Consider the following 17,340-nt stretch of genomic DNA (forward strand, 5'->3'; position numbering starts at 1 on the left):
CTCCCATGGTGACCTTCCACCCGACCGCCACCTGTCTCGAAGTCCGCCACCGGCACGAGGTCCTCACCGTCGAGGCGTGGGGAGCCGACAGCGTCCGGGTCCGCGCCGCCCAGTACCGCATCCCGGCCGAGAGCCACGGCGCACTCGGCACACCCCCGCCGTCCGCGGCGCCGGCGATCGACGTCGCAGAGGACCACGCGACGTTGGTGCACGGCGAGCTGACCGTGACGGTGCGCTTCGACCGCGCCGCCGCCTATCCCGAGCCGCTGCTGACCTTCACCCGCACCGGCACCGGGGCCGAGCTGCTCGCCGAGAGCCGCGAGCACTTCTGGATGCCCGGCGCACGCGTCTTCCTCGGCAACCGCTCCGGCGGCTACGAGGTGCACCAGCAGTTCGCCGCCCACCCCGGCGAGCGCCTGTACGGCATGGGCCAGCGCACCCACGGCCGGCTCGACCTCAAGGGCCTGGCCCTGGACCTCGTACAGCGCAACGGCGAAGTGTCCATCCCCTTCGTGCTGTCCGACCGGGGCTACGGGATGCTGTGGAACAACCCCGCCCTCGGACGCGTCGAGTTCGCCGAGAACGCCACCCGCTGGCAGGCCGGCCAGACACGGGGGATCGACTACTGGCTCACCGCCGCCGCCACGCCCGCCGAGATCCTCGCCCGGTACGCCGACGCCACCGGCCACGCCCCCGAACTCCCGCACTGGGCCAGCGGGTTCTGGCAGTCGAAGCTGCGCTACCGCGACCAGGACGAACTCCTCGCCGTCGCTCGCGAGCACCACCGCCGCGGTCTGCCTCTCTCCGTCATCGCCGCCGACTACTTCCACTGGCCGGCGATGGGCGACCACCGCTTCGACGACAGCGAATGGCCCGACCCCAGGGCCATGGTCGACGAACTGGCCGGCATGGGCGTGGAACTCATGGTCTCCATCTGGCCCACCGTCTCCCCGCTGGCCGAGCACTTCGCCGACTACCGCGACCGCGGCCTGCTCGTCGGCACCGACCAGGGCGTCGAGTTCCACCAGACCATCCAGGACAAGCACATGGCCGCCCCGATGCCGGTGGCCTTCTACGACCCGACCAACCCCGAGACCCGCGCCCACGTCTGGGACCTGGTCCGCCGCGGCTACCGCGACCTGGGCGTCAAGGTCTTCTGGCTGGACGCCTGCGAACCGGAGCTGAACCCGGCCCACCCGGCGAACCTGGCGCTGTACGCCGGCCCCGGCGCGGAGGTCGCCGGCATCTACCCGCGGGACAACGCCCGGCTGTTCGCCGAGGCCATGGCCGCGGAGGGCGAGCCGACGGTGCTGCTGTGCCGCTCGGCGTGGGCCGGCGCGCAGAAGTACGGCGCCGCGGTGTGGTCGGGGGACATCCCCGCCACCTGGGAGTCCCTGCAGCAGCAGATCCGCGCCGGCCTCGGCGTCGCCGTCTCCGGCATCCCGTGGTGGACCACCGACATCGGCGGCTTCCACGGCGGCGACGCCCGCGACCCCGCCTACCGCGAACTGATGATCCGCTGGTTCCAGTTCGGCGTGTTCTGCCCGCTGTTCCGGCTGCACGGCGACCGCGAACCCCGCACCCCCACCTCGTACGCGCAGTCCGGCGGACCGAACGAGGTCTGGTCGTACGGGGACGAGGCGTACGGCATCATCTCCGGCCTGCTGCACCTGCGGGAGCGGCTGCGCCCCTATATCCACCGGCAGATGCGCACCGCCGCCCGCACCGGTCTGCCGCCGATGCGGCCCCTGTTCCTGGACCACCCGGACGATCCGCGCGCCTGGCGGACCGACGACCAGTTCCTGTTCGGACCGGACATCCTCGTCGCGCCCGTCGCCCTGCCCGGGCAGCGCTCACGCCAGGTCTACCTCCCGGCCGGCGCCCGCTGGACCTGCGCAGCGACCGGCGAGGTCCACGACGGCGGCACCACCGTGGAGGCAGCCGCCCCCATCGACCGAATCCCCGTCTTCACCCGCGAGGGTGCCGGCGTACCGCTGGCCGCAGGAGAGGAAGCACACGCGTGACCGTGCAGGGCACCCCGAGCGACATCGACCCCAAGGGCGGCAGGCCCGTCATCCCCACCCGGGGCGCCCGACGCCCGCTCGGGCTGCGGGAGGTGACGCTCACCGGCGGATTCTGGGCGACGCGTCAGCAGACCAACGCATCGGCCACCCTCGACCACTGCGAACAGTGGATGGAACGCCTGGGCTGGCTCGCCAACTTCGACCGGGTGGCAGACACCGCCACCGGACCCGGCCGTCCCGGCTGGTGCTTCTCCGACTCCGAGGTCTACAAGCTCATCGAGGCTCTGGCCTGGGAGTACGGCCGCTCCGGCGACCCCTCGCACGACCGGGCGGTACGACGCCTCACGGCGCGTGTCGCCCGTGCCCAGGACGCCGACGGCTACCTCAACACCTGCTACGGGCACACCGGTCAGCAGCCCCGCTACAGCGACCTGGAATCCGGCCACGAGCTGTACTGCACCGGGCATCTGCTCCAGGCGGCGGTCGCCCGGCTGCGGACCGTCGGTGCCGACGCACTGGTGGATGTCGCCCGCCGTGCCGCCGACCACGTCTGCGCGACGTTCGGCCCCGACGCGAATCCGGGCATCTGCGGCCACCCCGAGATCGAACTCGGCCTGGCCGAGTTCGGCCGCGCCCTCGGGGAGAGCCGCTACGTGGACCAGGCCCGGCTCTTCGTCGAGCGCCGCGGCCACCGCACCCTCAAGGACATCCCGCTGGGCCGGGCCTACTTCCAGGACGACGTACCCGTCCGCAAGGCCGACACCTGGCGCGGCCACGCGGTCCGCGCCCTGTACCTGTCCGCTGCGGCGGTCGACGTCGCGGTGGAACACGACGACCGCGACCTGCTCGCCGCGATTGAACGCCAGTGGACCAACGCCGTCTCCCGGCGCACCTACCTGACCGGCGGCATGGGCTCCCGCCACCAGGACGAGGGCTTCGGCGAGGACTGGGAACTGCCCCCGGACCGCGCCTACTGCGAGACCTGCGCCGGCGTCGCCTCGATCATGGTGTCCTGGCGGCTCCACCTCGCCACCGGACAGGTGCGCTACGCCGACCTGATGGAACGCACCTTCTTCAACGTGATCGCCACGTCGCCGAGTGAGGACGGCCGGGCCTTCTTCTACGCCAACCCGCTGCACCAGCGGACCGCCGGCACGGACGCGGACGACGCCGAGGTGAGTCCACGCGCTGAGGGCGGTTCCCGTGCCGCATGGTTCGACGTGTCGTGCTGCCCCACCAACGTCGCCCGCACCCTGGCGACGTGGCACACCTACCTGGCCTCGGCGGGGGAGCGGGACCTGACCGTTCTGCAGTACGCCGGCGGACGGATCACCGCGGAACTGGGGGACGGGCGCACGGTCGAGCTCGCGGTCGAGACGGCCTACCCGGACGACGGCCTCGTGACCGTACGCGTGGTGCGGGCACCCGACGGCCCGATGGCACTGCGCCTGCGCGTCCCGGCATGGGCCCGCGGAGCGGTACTCGACGAGGGCGGCCACCGGCGCTCCGCCGATCCCGGACTGGCGGTCGTGGACCGGGAGCTCGTATCCGGTGAGGAGATCCGGCTGCACATTCCCGTACCCCCGCGCCACACCTGGCCGGATCCCCGCGTCGACGCCGTCCGGGGCTGCGTCGCCGTCGAACGCGGCCCGCTGGTGTACTGCGCGGAGTCCCTCGACCTGCCGGACGGCACGGGGCTCGACGACCTGACCGTGGACGCCACCACGCAGCCGGTGGAAGACCACGGCCGTGTCCACGTCCGCGCGTTCACCCGCCTCCGCCCCGGTCCCGGCCCGGCCTGGCCGTACGGGCCGGTACCCGCGCCGAGCACCCCGGACGGCGAGCGAAGCGTGGAGCTCACCCTCGTTCCGTACCACCAGTGGGCCGAGCGCGCCCGGTCCGCCATGCGCGTCTGGCTCCCGGCCGGACGGCCGGAGGACAGCTGAGTCCCGATGCCGTCACGGCCCTCCGGCCGCCGGGCGGTCCGCGGCGCCGGCGGCGTCCGGGGCCGGGCACGGGGTGGCAGGTTCCGTCCGCGCGACGTAGACGGTGTTGGTGGCCGTGCCGCCCTGCAGCGGGTTGTCGAAGGGGACGACATGGGCTTCGGACTCCGCGAACACGTCCGCCAGCACAGCGCTGAAGCCGTCGTCGGGCGGGTCGTTGGACCACAGCGCGAAGACGCCGCCGGGCCGCAGCCGCCCGGCCAGGGCACGCATCCCGGCAGGACCGTAGAGCGCCTGGTGACGGGGGTGCAGTACCTGGCGGGGCGAATGGTCGATGTCGAGCAGGACGGCGTGGAAACGGCGGTGCGGGTCTGCCGGGTCGAGGGCCCCGCCCTCGCCGACGCCGGCGAAGAAGTCACCGTGGACGAGCCGGCACCGCGGGTCACCGACCAGGCCCGGCCCCAGCGGTACGAGGCCGCGCTCGTGCCAGTCGATCACTTCGCCGAGGGTGTCGACCACGATCAGGGAACGTACCCGGGTGTCGTCGAGCACCGCCCGTGCGGTGCAGCCGAGGCCGAGGCCGCCGACGGCCACGTCCAGCCCGGTGTCCGGCAGCGCCGCGAGGCCGAGGCGGGCGAGTGCGATCTCGCCCGCCGTGAAGAGGCTGGACATGAGGTACTCGTCGCCGAGTTTCACCTCGTACACGGCGTCGCCCGTCACCGGGTCCCGTCGGCGCCGCAGGCTGATGTCGCCCATCGGCGTCGGTTTCCAGTCGAGCTCGGCGAAACGTGCGCTCATCCCTGTTCCGTTCCTTGTTCCGTAGGTGCTGCACGTGACGTTCGCGTCGCCCGACCCGGGGCGCGGCTTGGGAGCCGGGGAGCCGTCGACGTCCCGGCCGGGCCGGTACGCCCGGTCAGGCGTCGATGATCACGGGAATGATCAGGGGCTTGCGGCGGTAGGTGCGGAACGCCCAGTTCGCCACCGCGCGGGCGATGAGCTGTTCGAGCTGGCGGGCGTCGCCGACGCCCTCCTCCGCCGCCTTGGCCAGGGTCTTCTCGATCACCGCGATCGCCGGCTCGAACGTGGTGTCGTCATGGACGAAGCCACGGGCCAGGAAGTCGGGCGCCTCCGCGAGCGCTCCCGTGTCGGCGTCCACGATCGCGACCACCGTCACCACGCCCTCCTCCGCGAGGGTGACGCGGTCCTTCAGGGACGCCTCGGTGGCACCGCCGACCGTCATGCCGTCGACGTAGACGTTGCCCGCGGGCACCTTGCCGGTGATCGAGGCGCGCCCGTCGACCAGGTCGACGACGACACCGTCCTCGGCGATCACCACGCGGTCGGGGTCGACGCCCGTTCGGATGGCCAGGTCGGCGTTGGCCCGCAGATGCTTCCACTCGCCGTGCACGGGCATGACGTTGCGGGGCTTGACGATGTTGTAGCAGTAGACGAGTTCACCGGCGCTGGCGTGCCCGGAGACGTGCACCTTGGCGTTGCCCTTGTGGACGACGTTCGCGCCCCACCGGGTCAGCCCGTTGATGACGCGGTAGATGGCGCTCTCGTTGCCGGGAATCAGGGAACTGGCGAGCAGGACCGTGTCGCCCTTGCCGATCCGGATCATGTGGTCGCGGTTGGCCATCCGGGACAGCGCGGCCATCGGCTCGCCCTGAGATCCCGTGCACACCAGGGTGATCTGGTGGTCCGGCAGCTTCTCCAGTTCCTTCATGCCGACCACGAGACCCGACGGCACCTTCAGATAACCGAGTTCGCGGGCGATGCCCATGTTGCGGACCATCGACCGGCCCACGAAGGCGACCTTCCGCCCGTACTGGTGCGCGGCGTCCAGCACCTGCTGGATACGGTGCACATGGCTGGCGAAGCTGGAGACGATGACCCGCTTCGGGGAGGTGCGCAGGACCTGCTCGATCGCGGGATTCAACTCGCGTTCGGAGGTGGTGAAGCCGGGGACCTCGGCGTTCGTGGAGTCCGTGAGGAACAGGTCCACGCCCTCCTCTCCGAGCCGGGCGAAGGCGCGCAGATCGGTGATGCGGTCGTCCAGCGGGAACTGGTCCATCTTGAAGTCACCGGTGTGCAGCACCATGCCGGCACCCGTGCGGATGGCGACCGCGAGCCCGTCCGGGATGGAGTGGTTGACGGCGACGAACTCGCAGTCGAAGGGGCCGAATCCTCGCCGGTCGCCCTCGCGGACCCGCACCGTCCGGGGCTTGATGTTGTGCTCCTTCAGCTTGGCCTCCAGGAAGGCCAGCGTCAGCTTCGAGCCGACGACCGGAATGTCCCTGCGCTCACGCAGCAGATACGGCACACCACCGATGTGGTCCTCGTGCCCGTGGGTCAGGACGACGGCCACGATGTCGTCCAGGCGGTCCCTGATCGAGGAGAAGTCGGGAAGGATCACGTCCACCCCGGGCTGTGTCTCCTCGGGGAACAGCACCCCGCAGTCGACGATCAGCAGCTTGCCCGCGTGCTCGAACACCGTCATGTTGCGGCCGATCTCGCCCAGTCCTCCCAGGGCGACGACCCTCAGTCCTCCGGCGGGCAGCGGAGGGGCGGCTTTCAATTCGGGATGTGGATGACTCATACGCCGACGCTACCGGAGAGTCGGCGCAGGTGATCCACGGCGCAATCCGGCGGGTCCACCGGTGCTGCGCGCGGCGGCGGCCCCGGTCCTCGCGCCGGGCGGCCGGGGGTGCCCGGAGGGTGAGGGCACACCGCGTCAGGAGTCCGACGACGGCCAGTCCAGGAGACGGGCCCCGATCACCGCCGTCTGCAGGGTGTAGCGGTGCACCGGGTCGGTGGGGTTCGAGCCGGTGACCTGATGGATCCGCGCGAGCCGGTACGTCAGCGCCCTGACACTCAGGTTGAGCCGGCGGGCCGCCTCGGCCGAGACGCAGCCCGAGTCGAAGTACGCCGTGAGGGTGTCGAGGAGCGGCCCCGGACCGCCGCGGGTGTGCCGCAGAGGCCCGAGGACGTTGTGCACGAGGTCGGCCATCGCCGCCCGGTCACGGGTGAGCACGGGATAGACGAGCAGGTCCGCGGCGCGCAGCACCGGATCGTCGATGTGCATCCGCCGCGCCAGGTCGAGAGCGTTGAGCGCCTCCTCGTAGGAGTGGACCACACCCCCCGGCCCGGGATGGGGCCGCCCGACGGCGACCTGGCCTCCGTCGGTGGCGGCGTGGGCGTGCTTGGCGAAGAACGTGAGGATGTCGGCCTCGTCGCCGGGCGCGATGCACACCAGCCGGCCGTCCTTGGTGGTCAGCAGGATGCGGCGGTCGCCGAAGCGGGCGTAGACGGCCTGCTCCACCTTCCGCAGCACCGAGCCGGTCTCCTCGTACGTGGTGAGGTTGCCCGCGACCGCGACGGCGTGTGCGTGGGAGAGCCGGAGGCCGAAGCGTTCGGCGCGCTCCGCGAGGCGGCCGAGGTCGCTGCCGCCGTAGAGGAGGTCGTCGATGAACTCGCGGCGTGCCGCCTCCTCCTGGCGGACCGCGAGCCGCTGGGCCCGCTCGTAGCCCTCGGCGAACGCGTCGACAGCCTGCTCCACTGCCGCGAGCACACTGTCCGCGGCGGTACCCGGCCAGGCGGCCCGGGTGGCGGCGAGGTGCTGGACGACGAGCGCGCGCAGCCCCAGGCCGGCCTCCGCGGCCTGCTCACCGAGCACCCGCCGGGATTGCAACTCGTCGCGTGTGAGCCTCCGTCCGGTCACGGCGACCTCGGTCAGGATGTCGGTGTACCCCGCCAGGTACTGCTCGGGAATCGTCCGTCTTGCCACCGTGCCCCCGGTTCTCGATGCTTCGCTGACGCGTTCCTGATGCGATGCGATCCCACCAGGGTGGCAGACGGGGGAGCGGAGCGTCGCAGGTGGTGAGGGGTACGTGAGCCGGTGCGCCCCGAGGGCAGGCGTGACACCGCTCTCGAAAACCGGTGTCCTGAGCGCGGTCGCCGTCCCTACACTCGGCTCGCGCGGTGCGAACGGAACCGCAGCGCACTGCGGCCGACGGCCGTGGTCCACGAGCCGATGAGGGGAGCACGACCATGCGTTGCCGCACTGCCGTCGCTGCTTCCCGGTCACGTTACGACGTGATCCTGGTGTCCTCGTCCTCCCGGTGCCGGCTGCGCGGCCGCCACCGGACACCCGTGACGAACGCCTGATCCGGCTCTCTTCGTCTGCCGCCTCCGCGACCGCGGGTCCGCCCCGACGGGCGCCCGACCGCTGTGGCCGGCGCGTGTCCCGACACGCATCCGTGCCCGCGGCGGACGACGGGGCGGGCAGACCGACCTCCGGAAGGTCCCGATGAGGCTGTTCGGCACGGGAATCGCGCTGCCCTGCTCCCACATTCCGAAAGGCCCTGGGCCGTGCGCACCGACCCGCGACACCGATCCGACCACTCCTCCACCACGCTGACCCGCGTCCGGAATATGGGCATCCTCGCCCACGTCGACGCCGGCAAGACGACCGTCACCGAACGGATCCTGTACCTCACCGGCGCCACCCACAAGCGCGGCGAGGTCCACGACGGCACCACCGTCACCGACTTCGACCCGCAGGAGCGCGACCGTGGCATCACGATCTTCGCCGCGGCGGTGAGCTGCCTCTGGGACGACCACCGGATCAACCTGATCGACACCCCCGGCCACGTCGACTTCGCCGACGAGGTGGAACGCTCGCTGCGGGTGCTCGACGGCGCCGTCGCGGTCTTCGACGCCGTCGCCGGAGTCGAACCGCAGAGCGAGGCCGTGTGGCGGCAGGCCGACCGGCACGCGGTGCCGCGGATCGCGTTCGTCAACAAGCTGGACCGCGCCGGTGCGGACCTCGACTCGGCCGTCCGGTCGATCCGGGAACGGCTGCGGACGGTCCCGCTGGTGGTCCAACTGCCCGTCGGGCAGGAGGACGGGTTCACCGGCGTCGTCGACCTGCTGCGTATGCGCGCCCTGATCTGGCGCAAGGGGCACGACTCGTACGAGGAGGGCCCGGTGCCGGACGAGCTGCGCGCGGAGGCGGAACGGCGCCGTCGCCTGCTGGAGGAGACGGTGGCCGAGCTGCACTCCGCCGCACTGGAGGAGTTCTGCGAGCGGTCCGCGCTCACCGGGCCCAGCCTGGCGGCGGCGCTGCGCGACCTGACCCACAGCGGTGAGGGCGTCGTGGTGCTGTGCGGTTCCGCGTACCGCAACTGCGGCATCGAACCGCTGCTCGAGGCCGTCGTCGCGTATCTGCCCTCACCACAGGACGTACCGCCCGTCCGCGGCGTCCACGACGGAACGGAACAGGAACGGCCCGCCGACCCGGACGCGCCGTTCGCCGGGCTGGTGTTCAAGGTCAACTCGACGGCCACGGGCCGCCTGACGTACGTACGCGTGTACGCGGGAACGATCCAGAAGGGAGACGCCGTGCTCGACGCAGGCAGCCGCCGCACCGAACGCGTCGGAAGGATCCTGCGCGTCCAGGCGGACCGGCACGCAGAGGTGGACCGGGCGGAGGCAGGGGACATCGTCGCCGTGATCGGGATCAAGTCGGCCCGTACCGGCGCGACCCTGTGCGCGCCGGCCGCGCCGCTGCTCCTCGAACCGCCCACCACGGCCGCCCCGGTCGTCACCGTGGCCGTCGAGGCGCGCAGCCGCCTCGACACCGACCGGCTGGCGACGGCGCTGGCCCGGCTGGCCGAGGAGGACCCGTCCCTCGCGGTCCGGACCGACCCCGAGACCGGCCAGACGGTGCTGTCAGGCATGGGCGAACTGCACCTGGAGGTCGCGGTGGAGAAGATCCGCCGCGCCCACGGGCTGGAGATGGGCGTCGGCCGCCCGCAGGTGTCGTACCGCGAGACCGTCACCCGCGGCGTGTCCGGTTTCGTCCATCGGCACGTCAAACAGGACGGCGGGGCGGGACAGTTCGCACACATCGTCCTCGACGTCGAGCCGCTGGACCCGGACGACGACCGCGCCGAGGGCTTCGCGTTCTCGTCGACCGTCACCGGCGGGCGGGTACCGCAGGAATTCGTCCGCGCGGTGGAGGCCGGCTGCCGGGACGCCCTTGCCGAGGGCCCCCTCGGCGGACACCCGGTGACCGGGCTGCGGGTGACGCTGACCGATGGGGCCACCCACTCCAAGGACTCGTCGGAGATGGCGTTCCGCACGGCGGGCCGGTTCGGTCTGCGCGAGGCGCTGCGCGCGTCCGCGACGGCCCTGCTGGAACCGGTGGCCGAGGTCACGGTCACCGTGCCCGACGACGCGGTCGGCACGGTCCTCGGTGACCTCGCGGCCCGGCGGGGCCGCGTCGCCGGCCAGACCGCCCGGTCCGGCACGGCGGTGGTGACGGCCACGGTGCCGCTGGCCGAACTCTTCGGCTACGCCTCCCGCCTGCGCAGCCGCACCCAGGGCCGGGGCACCTTCACCACCCGGCCCGCCGGCTACGCACCGGCACCGGCATCGGTGACGGGCGGGATGCCGTCGTAGCAGCATGAGCGCCCCGGAGCCGGACTTCAACCGGCACGGGGCGCTCGTGTGCCACCTCGCGCCGTACCCGCCCCCGTCCCCGCCTACGGCCGTGAAGCCGCCGTCTCCGAACGGAAGCCGTGGCCCAGTTCCCGGCCGTCGAGGCCGAAGTAGTGCCGGAAGTTGTAGATCAGGGGGCTCCAGGCCCCGGGGTCGATGTGCTGGGTGCCCGGCACCACCACGGAGGCGGAGGCGTGGACGCGCACGACCTCGCATTCGACGATCCGGAAGGCGCCGTCGGGGCCGGCCGGGACGATGGACCGCACCCGGGCCTCGAACTGCAGAGGGCACTCGGCGACACGCGGCGGCCCGACCACCTCCGAGGGGTGGGGGTGCAGCCCGCATGCGGCGAACTTGTCCCGCTCATGGCGGTACACGCCGCGCTTGGCCGCGGGTACCGGGTCGGCGCCGGTCAGCGGGGCGAGTCGTTCCACCGCTGCCCACAGATCGGGCGAGGGGAGGCTGACGACCAGTTCCGGGCGGTCAGCGAGGTTGGCGACGGTGTGGCCCTCAGCGCCCAGACCGAGAACGACGGTGTGACCCAGGGCCCAGGCCGAGGAGACCGGGGCGAGATTGGGTGTGCCGTCGGGGTTCTCGGTGGTCAACAGGGCGACGGGGGTCCCGAAGTACAGGATGCTGGGGGATATGGAGAGGTGATCGGTGCCGGTGGCCTTGTCGGTGGCGTCGCAGACCGTCGGAATCGCAGTGCTGTTCATGTCGGAGCACGCTAGGAGGGCGAAGCTTCGGTGCCCGCCGAAGTGTCGACCGACCTGATCGTCACTTGGTCGCACCTTGCGCGAAAGCCGCATCGCCGCCGTGGCGGCGAAGCCGCCCCGCGTCCGCCAGCAGGATCGTCCGTGCTCCGCCGGACAGAGTCCGGCGGCGATGCGCTCGAAAACCGGTGGAACGGCGCCGCCGCGCGCCATTACCGTGCTGCCGAACCAAGTAGTCTGGGCAAGGACGTGCCGTTGTACACCCTGTGAGACCTCCCGAGCGCTGAATCGTCGCGCGTCGCGCCTGTGCGCCGCGCCCCTTTTTGCTGCGGACTTCTCACTGAACGCTTCTCATCCTGTGGTTCGCGGGTGATGACGGCTGGCGGTCGGGGGCCGTAACGCGGCAGGGCTCCTGGTCGTTTCGGCTGGTGATCTCACTCGCCAACGTCTCGACACAGGAGCCCTGTTGGTCCCGCATCGTGCCATGCTCGACGTCCCGCACGAGGTCGTGGAGCACGTTTCCTGGCTCATCTACGCCCGAAGGTGTGAGCTGAACTCCCGCTGGCGCAGGCTGGGCTGCTTCCGGCAGGCCCTGCTTGTCCTGGTGCACCTGCGCAAGAACGAGACTCTGGCCCAGGTCGCAGCGGGGTTCGGCGTCTCCACCGCGACCGCCGGCCGCTACGTGAGCGAAACGGTCGACATCCTCGCCGAGCGCGCCCCGAGCCTGCACGAGGCCCTGCGCGAGTTGCCGCCGGAGGGGTTCGTCATCCTCGACGGCACCCTGATCGCCACCGACCGCATCGCGGCGGACGAGCCGTACTACTCGATGAAGCACCGCCGTCACGGGATGAACGTGCAGGTCGTGGCCGCGCCGGACGGGACACCGCTGTGGTTCTCGCGAGCGTTGCCCGGCCGCACGCACGACCTGACCGCAGCCCGCGCACACGGTGTGATCCAAGCCTGTCTGTCCCGTCAGCTCCTCGTCCTTGCCGACCGGGCCTACCGCGGAGCCGGAGCCACCGTCCGCACCCCCTACTACGGCCGAGACCTTCCCGAGAAGTACGCCCAGTTCAACCGGGACCACGCCCGGCTGCGGGCGCCGGGCGAACGTGCCTTTGCGCGCCTCAAGCAATGGCGGATCCTCCGCAAAGCCCGCTGCAGCACCAACCGCATCGGCCGCACGGTCGCCGCCGTTCACGCCATCGAGATCGCCTGGAGCTCAGGATGAGAAGCGTTCACTGAGACCGGTGTATTTCTGTGCTCAACAGCTGGGTGGTCGTGCCCACCTGCCTGCCGTTCGTTCTCCGCCGTTGCCACGCGTGCCCGTCCGACCGCTTCCGGACAAGCGGCAAGTTTCGCGTCAACGCCAACCACAAGCTCATCGACGCCTGGCTCCTCGCGCTCTGTACCGCTTGCGGGGGAACCACAAAGCTCACGGTCCTGGAGCGGATGAATGTGCGCTCCGTACGACCTGAGCTGCTGGACCGGCTGCATGACAACGACCCTTCCCTGGCAGCTGAGTTGCTCCAGGATCCGGTCGTGCGGCGCCGTAACCGCATCGCTCTCGACTGGGACAACGCCTGGCGCCTCGACACCGGCGGATCGGATCACCTGGACCGCGAGGTGATCGACGTCCCGGTCCGCTTCGCGGCGCGGATCCCCGTCCGGCTGGTGCGACTGATTGCTGAAGGCTGCCGTCTTCCGCGGGCCGAGGTCGAGAGACTGATCACGGCGGGGAAGCTCGTTTCGGCGGTCCGACTGAATGGCAGGCTCTCCGGCGACTTCACCTTCACGCTCAAACGCTGAGCCCTCCTCAGGCCCTGGGGCCCGTCCGGCAGGATTCACCGGACGGGCCCAGGGGCCGCACTGCCGGGCCGCCGTCGTCGTCAGTGCCGCCGTCGTCAATCAGTACAGTCCGACGATGCTGGGCGGTGCGAACACGTGCCGGGCCCGGTGTTCGTTGCCGAAGTGGGCGGCGGAGGCGGCCCGGTCGGCAGCACCGGAGTCGCGGGCGATGGCTTCGCGGTGGCTTGTGCAGCCCGCGCAGGCCGGGTCCCAGTCGGGCAGTTGCTCCGGGTGCGCGGCGGCCATGTGCTGCGCGAGGGCGATCTGCGTGCCGATGGCGCTGTCCATCGGGTCGAAGTCGATGCCGGGTTCGCAGGTGAGCCGGGCCTCCTCGGTCTCCTCCTGGACGTGCTTCATGGTCCGGTAGAGGCCGGCGCACTCCTCGCAGGCCCACATCCAGACGGGCGGCAGCGGCCATTCGTCCTCCGGCCTGATCCTGTCGTCGCTCATGCCGTCACCGTAGACCCGCCCGCTCCGCCGATGGGCCGGCCCTGGACAACCGGCCGGGCGGCCCGATCGGGGCCAAGGCGGCCGGCCGCGGCTCAGGACAGGTCCAGGCCTGCGAGTTCCCTGCGCGAGGTGACGCCCAGCTTGGGATACGCCTTGTACAGGTGGTACTCCACCGTCCGCGGGCTGAGGAACAGCTGCGCGGCGATCTCGCGGCTCGATGTGCCCGCTGCCGCCAGGCGCGCCACCTGGAGCTCCTGGTGGGTGAGGGAGGCCGCGGGCGAGGCCGGTGCCGTGGGCGGTGAGGCGGGGCTCGCGCCCGTGGCGTGGAGTTCCGCGCGGGCCCGCTCGGCCCAGGGCGTGGCGCCGAGCCGCTCGAAGGTCTCGGCCGCCGCCCGCAGTTGCGTACGGGCCTCGGTGGTGCGGCGCGCGCGGCGCAGCGCCTCGCCGTGGAGCAGCTCGGTGCGGGCCCGCTCGAAGGGCCGCGGCGCCCGTGGTGCGCCGGGGACCTCCCCGTACGCCTCGATCGCGCGCTCGTAGACCGCCAGGTCCTGGGTGCGCATCGCCTCGAGGCGCAACGCCGTGGCCCGCGCCCAGGGCCGGCCGCTCGCCTCTGCCCATGCCGCGAACCGCCGGGCCGCGCGGCCCGCCCGGTCCAGGTCGCCGAGGCGGACGGCCGCCTCGGCGGCGTCCGCGCAGGCGAGGATGCAGGCGGTGGAGTGCCACGCGCCGCCGCGTTCCGCCTCGTCGGTCCGGCGCAGTACGTCCTCGTACCGGCCGAGCCCCAGGTCCAGCAGGATCATCGCGGCGATGCCGTGGCTGCCGTCGATCGTGGGCCCGGTCCGTATCAGCGAGCGGACGCGTGTCTCGTCGCCCTCGATCGCGGCGATCCGGGCCACGACGTGGTCGAGCTGCACGACGCGCTTGTGCAGTCCCGTGTCGCGGGCGAGCGCCGTCGCCTCGGCCACGGTGACCAGCGCGTCGCGGTGCTCACCCGCGAAGACCTGCAGTCGGCCGAGCACGCTCAGCAGGAAGGGCAACGGCCCGATGACGCCCTCCTGCCGGCAGAGCCTGATCCCGTCCTCCGCCACCCGCCGGAGCCTGGCGTCGTCGCCGAGCAGCAGTCCGCCGGTGACCGCCTGGGCACGGGTGTGATGGTCCGCGCCGCCCGCGCCCGCCCTGCGCGCCTCCGCTCCGTCCGCGCCTGCGTTCGTCCGCGCGCCGGAGCCTGAGCCCGCGCCGGAGCCCGCCCGGTCGCCCGTGCCGTCGCCCACGCCGTCGAGGAGTCCCGCGAGCAGCGGCAGTCCACCCGCGAAGTCGCCCGCCGCCACCCGGGCCAGGCCCTGCACCGCGCGGTTGCCAGGGCACTCGCCCGCATGCAACTCGGGCCGGGCGGCGCAGTCGCGCAGGGCCTGGAGGTCACCGCTGTGCCAGGCGTAGAACGCGGCGGTGCGTACCATCTCCGCGCCGCGCACGGGCGAGGACGCGTCCGCGGCATGGTCGGTGAGCAGCCGTACCGCGTCGCCCACCGCGTCCCTCTCGAACAGGGAGAAGGAACGGATGTACGCGAGTTCGGCCAGCGCGGCCGGATCGTCGCTGCCGGCCGCGGCCTCCTCCGCGAGCTCACCGGATCGCGCCGCCAGTCCCGCCTGCCCGGCGGACCAGGCGGCCGCGGTGAGGCGTGCGGTCCGCACCGACGGGTCCGGGGACATCCGGGCGGCCTGGTGGTACACGTTCGCCGCTGAGGCGTGGCCGCCCCGGGCGCGGGCCCGGTCGGCGAGCGCCGCGAGCCCGGCCGCCGCCTCCTCGTCCGGGCCGATCGCGGCCGCCGCCCGGTGCAGCGCCGTGCCGTCCGGCGTCGGCGCCGTGTCGGCCAGCGCCCGGTGGACCGCGACCCGGCGGGTCAGCGGGGCGCCGCCGTACGCCGCCGCACGGATCAGCGGATGACGGAACGCCACCCGGTCGCCGGTGACTTCGACCAGCCGCTCGGCCTCCGCCCTGGCGAGATCCTCCGGTCCGGCGCCGAGTACCGCGGCCGCCTGCATCAGGTGGGCGACATCGGCCCGTGACCCGGCGGCCGCGACGAGCAGCATCAGCCGGGCGCCCTCCGGCAGGGCCGCGATGCGGGTGCGGAAGGCCGCGAGCACCCGGTCGGTGGCGGTCAACGGCGCCGCCGGCCCGGGCTCCGGCCCGTCGTCTGCCGCGAACTCGGTGAGTGCCAGGGGGTTTCCGCCCGATTCACGGATGATCCTCTCCCGCCGTGCGGGCGTCACATCGAGCGCGCCGAGCAGCTGAGCGGCCTCCTCCCGGCGGAGCCGGGCGGGCCGCAGTTCCACGATTCCGGGCGCGGGGAAGCCCTCGTCGCGCGCGGCGAACACCATCGCCACGCCCTCCGCGGTCAGCCGCCGTGCGGCGAACAACAGGGCCTGGCCGGACGGCCCGTCGATCCAGTGCGCGTCGTCGAGGAGGCAGAGCACCGGGCCGCCCTCGGCGACCTCGGCGAGCAGGGACAGCACCGCGAGCCCCGTGAGGAACCGGTCGTGCGTGCCGTGCCCGCCGGTACCGAGAGCCACGCGCAGCGCCGCTGCCTGGGGTGCCGGAAGTGCCTCGGCGTGGTGCGCGACGGGGCGGAGGAGCTGGAGCAGCGAGGCGAAGGCCAGGTCGGACTCCGGCTCGACGCCGGTCGCCCGCAGCACGGTCATGCCCTCGGCCGGCCGCGCCAGTTGCGCCAGTAGCGCCGTCTTGCCGATACCGGCCTCGCCGCGCACCACCACAGCGCCGCTCGTGCCCGCCCGCGCGCCCGCCACGAGCCCTTCGAGTGCGGCCGACTCCGCGTCCCGCCCGTACAGCATTACGCATCCCCGTTCCCCGACCCACGTACGTACCTACTGAAGCGCTACGGATTCGGCCTCGCGGGCGCCCGCCTAACTTCCTGGTCATGGCCACGGCCGCAGCGCGGAGGAACCGCGCACAGGGCCGTACGACACGAAGAAGAAGGTAACCCCATGCCCGAGACCAGCCGCCCGGCCGCCGCCCGGACCACCCGCGTCCACGAGCCGCTCACCCGGGACAACACCACACTCCTGCTGGTCGACCACCAGGTCGGCCTGTTCACCGGCGTCCGGGACATCACCGTGCAGGACCTCAAGCACAATGTGACCGGCCTGGCGAAGGCCGCCGCTCTGCTGGGCCTGCCCGTCGTCACCACGACGACTGCCGCCTCGGGCATGTGGGGCCCGCTCGTACCCGAGCTGAGCGCCGTGCTGCCCGCCGGGCACAAGGTCGTCGACCGCAGCTCGGTCAACGCCTGGGACGACGGCCGTGTCCGTGAGGCGGTCGAGGCGACCGGCCGCCCCAAGCTCGTCGTCGCCGGAATCTCCCTGGAGGTCTGCGCCACCTTCCCGGCGCTCTCCGCGACCGCCGCCGGTTACAAGACGTACGTGGCCGTCGACGCCTGCGGCACGTTCTGGGCCACCAAGCGCGAGACGGGCCTGCTCCGCCTGCAGCAGGCCGGTGTGGTCGTCAGCGACTACTCGGCGCTGATGGTGGAGATCCTCGCCGACAACGCGGACCCGATCGCCGGCGAGGTCTACGGCGCACTCGACATGCCCTTCGCGACGCTCGTCGGCCAACTGGCGGCGGCTTTCGGACCCGACCGCGCCTGAGCCGACGACGCCGCCACGACGGCCCGCGGCGGCCGGAGCGACAGCTCCCGCCGCCGCGTGCCTCGGCCATGTGCCGCGGCCGCGGCACGTGCCCGGCCCGGCCATGGACACGTGCCCGGCCCGGCCATGGACACGGCCCCGTCACGGCCACGCCCCGCCCCCGCGGCGGGCGCGGCCACGGACACCGGCGCACGTGCCC

At 72.6% G+C, this 17,340-nt stretch carries 13 protein-coding genes; 7 read left to right on the forward strand and 6 right to left on the reverse strand.

What is annotated here, in order from left to right; translation table 11 throughout:
• Nucleotides 1-5: 5 nt before the first annotated feature.
• Together OGH68_RS28450 and OGH68_RS28455 are read left to right on the forward strand one after the other, a co-directional pair.
• The gene (locus OGH68_RS28450) at nucleotides 6-2,024 is read left to right on the forward strand and encodes a TIM-barrel domain-containing protein (protein WP_264247860.1); all 2,019 of its coding nucleotides are present in this window, start codon (nucleotides 6-8) and stop codon (nucleotides 2,022-2,024) included.
• On the forward strand, nucleotides 2,021-3,970 hold the full coding sequence (locus OGH68_RS28455) for a glycoside hydrolase family 127 protein (RefSeq protein WP_264247861.1): 1,950 nt from the start codon (nucleotides 2,021-2,023) through the stop codon (nucleotides 3,968-3,970). Before OGH68_RS28450 ends, OGH68_RS28455 begins: the two co-directional genes overlap by 4 nt.
• Nucleotides 3,971-3,982: 12 nt before the next feature.
• On the opposite strand, the gene OGH68_RS28460 is transcribed toward OGH68_RS28455, so the two are convergent.
• The 3 genes from OGH68_RS28460 to OGH68_RS28470 form a co-directional block, all read right to left on the reverse strand.
• On the reverse strand, nucleotides 3,983-4,765 hold the full coding sequence (locus tag OGH68_RS28460; protein WP_264247862.1) for a spermidine synthase: 783 nt from the start codon (nucleotides 4,763-4,765) through the stop codon (nucleotides 3,983-3,985).
• 115 nt (nucleotides 4,766-4,880) lie between these two features.
• Entirely contained in the window at nucleotides 4,881-6,566 is a 1,686-nt protein-coding gene (locus OGH68_RS28465) for a ribonuclease J (protein ID WP_264247863.1), read from the reverse strand.
• A 135-nt stretch (nucleotides 6,567-6,701) separates the two neighbouring features.
• Nucleotides 6,702-7,754 (reverse strand): PucR family transcriptional regulator, encoded by a 1,053-nt coding sequence (locus tag OGH68_RS28470; RefSeq protein WP_264247864.1) that lies wholly within the window; start codon nucleotides 7,752-7,754, stop codon nucleotides 6,702-6,704.
• Between the two features lie 584 nt (nucleotides 7,755-8,338).
• Here OGH68_RS28470 and fusA point away from each other — a divergent pair.
• On the forward strand, nucleotides 8,339-10,432 hold the full coding sequence (gene fusA / locus OGH68_RS28475) for an elongation factor G (protein ID WP_264247865.1): 2,094 nt from the start codon (nucleotides 8,339-8,341) through the stop codon (nucleotides 10,430-10,432).
• 83 nt (nucleotides 10,433-10,515) lie between these two features.
• On the opposite strand, the gene OGH68_RS28480 is transcribed toward fusA, so the two are convergent.
• Complete coding sequence (locus OGH68_RS28480) at nucleotides 10,516-11,187, reverse strand: flavin reductase family protein (RefSeq protein ID WP_264247866.1); 672 nt, start codon at nucleotides 11,185-11,187, stop codon at nucleotides 10,516-10,518.
• 30 nt (nucleotides 11,188-11,217) lie between these two features.
• On the opposite strand from OGH68_RS28480, the gene OGH68_RS28485 reads away from it, so the two are divergent.
• The 3 genes from OGH68_RS28485 to OGH68_RS28495 all read left to right on the forward strand — a co-directional run bounded on the left by OGH68_RS28485 (nucleotide 11,218) and on the right by OGH68_RS28495 (nucleotide 12,990).
• The gene (locus OGH68_RS28485) at nucleotides 11,218-11,454 is read left to right on the forward strand and encodes a hypothetical protein (protein WP_264247868.1); all 237 of its coding nucleotides are present in this window, start codon (nucleotides 11,218-11,220) and stop codon (nucleotides 11,452-11,454) included.
• A gap of 214 nt (nucleotides 11,455-11,668) precedes the next feature.
• Nucleotides 11,669-12,412 carry a transposase family protein gene (locus tag OGH68_RS28490; RefSeq protein ID WP_413471087.1) on the forward strand — a complete coding sequence of 248 codons (744 nt, stop codon included), beginning with the start codon at nucleotides 11,669-11,671 and terminating at the stop codon, nucleotides 12,410-12,412.
• Nucleotides 12,413-12,441: 29 nt separating this feature from the next.
• Complete coding sequence (locus tag OGH68_RS28495) at nucleotides 12,442-12,990, forward strand: DUF1062 domain-containing protein (RefSeq protein WP_264247869.1); 549 nt, start codon at nucleotides 12,442-12,444, stop codon at nucleotides 12,988-12,990.
• A 99-nt stretch (nucleotides 12,991-13,089) separates the two neighbouring features.
• Here OGH68_RS28495 and OGH68_RS28500 read toward each other — a convergent pair whose 3' ends face one another.
• Both OGH68_RS28500 and OGH68_RS28505 read right to left on the reverse strand, forming a co-directional pair.
• Nucleotides 13,090-13,479 carry a hypothetical protein gene (locus OGH68_RS28500; RefSeq protein ID WP_264247871.1) on the reverse strand — a complete coding sequence of 130 codons (390 nt, stop codon included), beginning with the start codon at nucleotides 13,477-13,479 and terminating at the stop codon, nucleotides 13,090-13,092.
• A 92-nt stretch (nucleotides 13,480-13,571) separates the two neighbouring features.
• Nucleotides 13,572-16,328: an ATP-binding protein gene (locus tag OGH68_RS28505; protein WP_264247873.1), complete on the reverse strand. Its 2,757-nt coding sequence runs from the start codon at nucleotides 16,326-16,328 to the stop codon at nucleotides 13,572-13,574.
• A 153-nt stretch (nucleotides 16,329-16,481) separates the two neighbouring features.
• On the opposite strand from OGH68_RS28505, the gene OGH68_RS28510 reads away from it, so the two are divergent.
• Nucleotides 16,482-17,141: an isochorismatase family protein gene (locus OGH68_RS28510; protein ID WP_264247874.1), complete on the forward strand. Its 660-nt coding sequence runs from the start codon at nucleotides 16,482-16,484 to the stop codon at nucleotides 17,139-17,141.
• The last annotated feature ends 199 nt before the right edge of the window (nucleotides 17,142-17,340 follow it).

It is taken from the genome of Streptomyces peucetius, assembly GCF_025854275.1.
GTDB lineage: Bacteria > Actinomycetota > Actinomycetes > Streptomycetales > Streptomycetaceae > Streptomyces > Streptomyces peucetius_A.

Coding starts and splice junctions, on each gene's coding strand:
- OGH68_RS28450 (WP_264247860.1), top strand. CDS start 6: ATGGTGACCTTCCACCCGACCGCCACCTGTCTCGAAGTCCGCCACCGG.
- OGH68_RS28460 (WP_264247862.1), bottom strand. CDS start 4,765: ATGAGCGCACGTTTCGCCGAGCTCGACTGGAAACCGACGCCGATGGGC.
- OGH68_RS28465 (WP_264247863.1), bottom strand. CDS start 6,566: ATGAGTCATCCACATCCCGAATTGAAAGCCGCCCCTCCGCTGCCCGCC.
- OGH68_RS28480 (WP_264247866.1), bottom strand. CDS start 11,187: ATGAACAGCACTGCGATTCCGACGGTCTGCGACGCCACCGACAAGGCC.
- OGH68_RS28490 (WP_413471087.1), top strand. CDS start 11,669: ATGCTCGACGTCCCGCACGAGGTCGTGGAGCACGTTTCCTGGCTCATC.
- OGH68_RS28500 (WP_264247871.1), bottom strand. CDS start 13,479: ATGAGCGACGACAGGATCAGGCCGGAGGACGAATGGCCGCTGCCGCCC.
- OGH68_RS28505 (WP_264247873.1), bottom strand. CDS start 16,328: ATGCTGTACGGGCGGGACGCGGAGTCGGCCGCACTCGAAGGGCTCGTG.
- OGH68_RS28510 (WP_264247874.1), top strand. CDS start 16,482: ATGCCCGAGACCAGCCGCCCGGCCGCCGCCCGGACCACCCGCGTCCAC.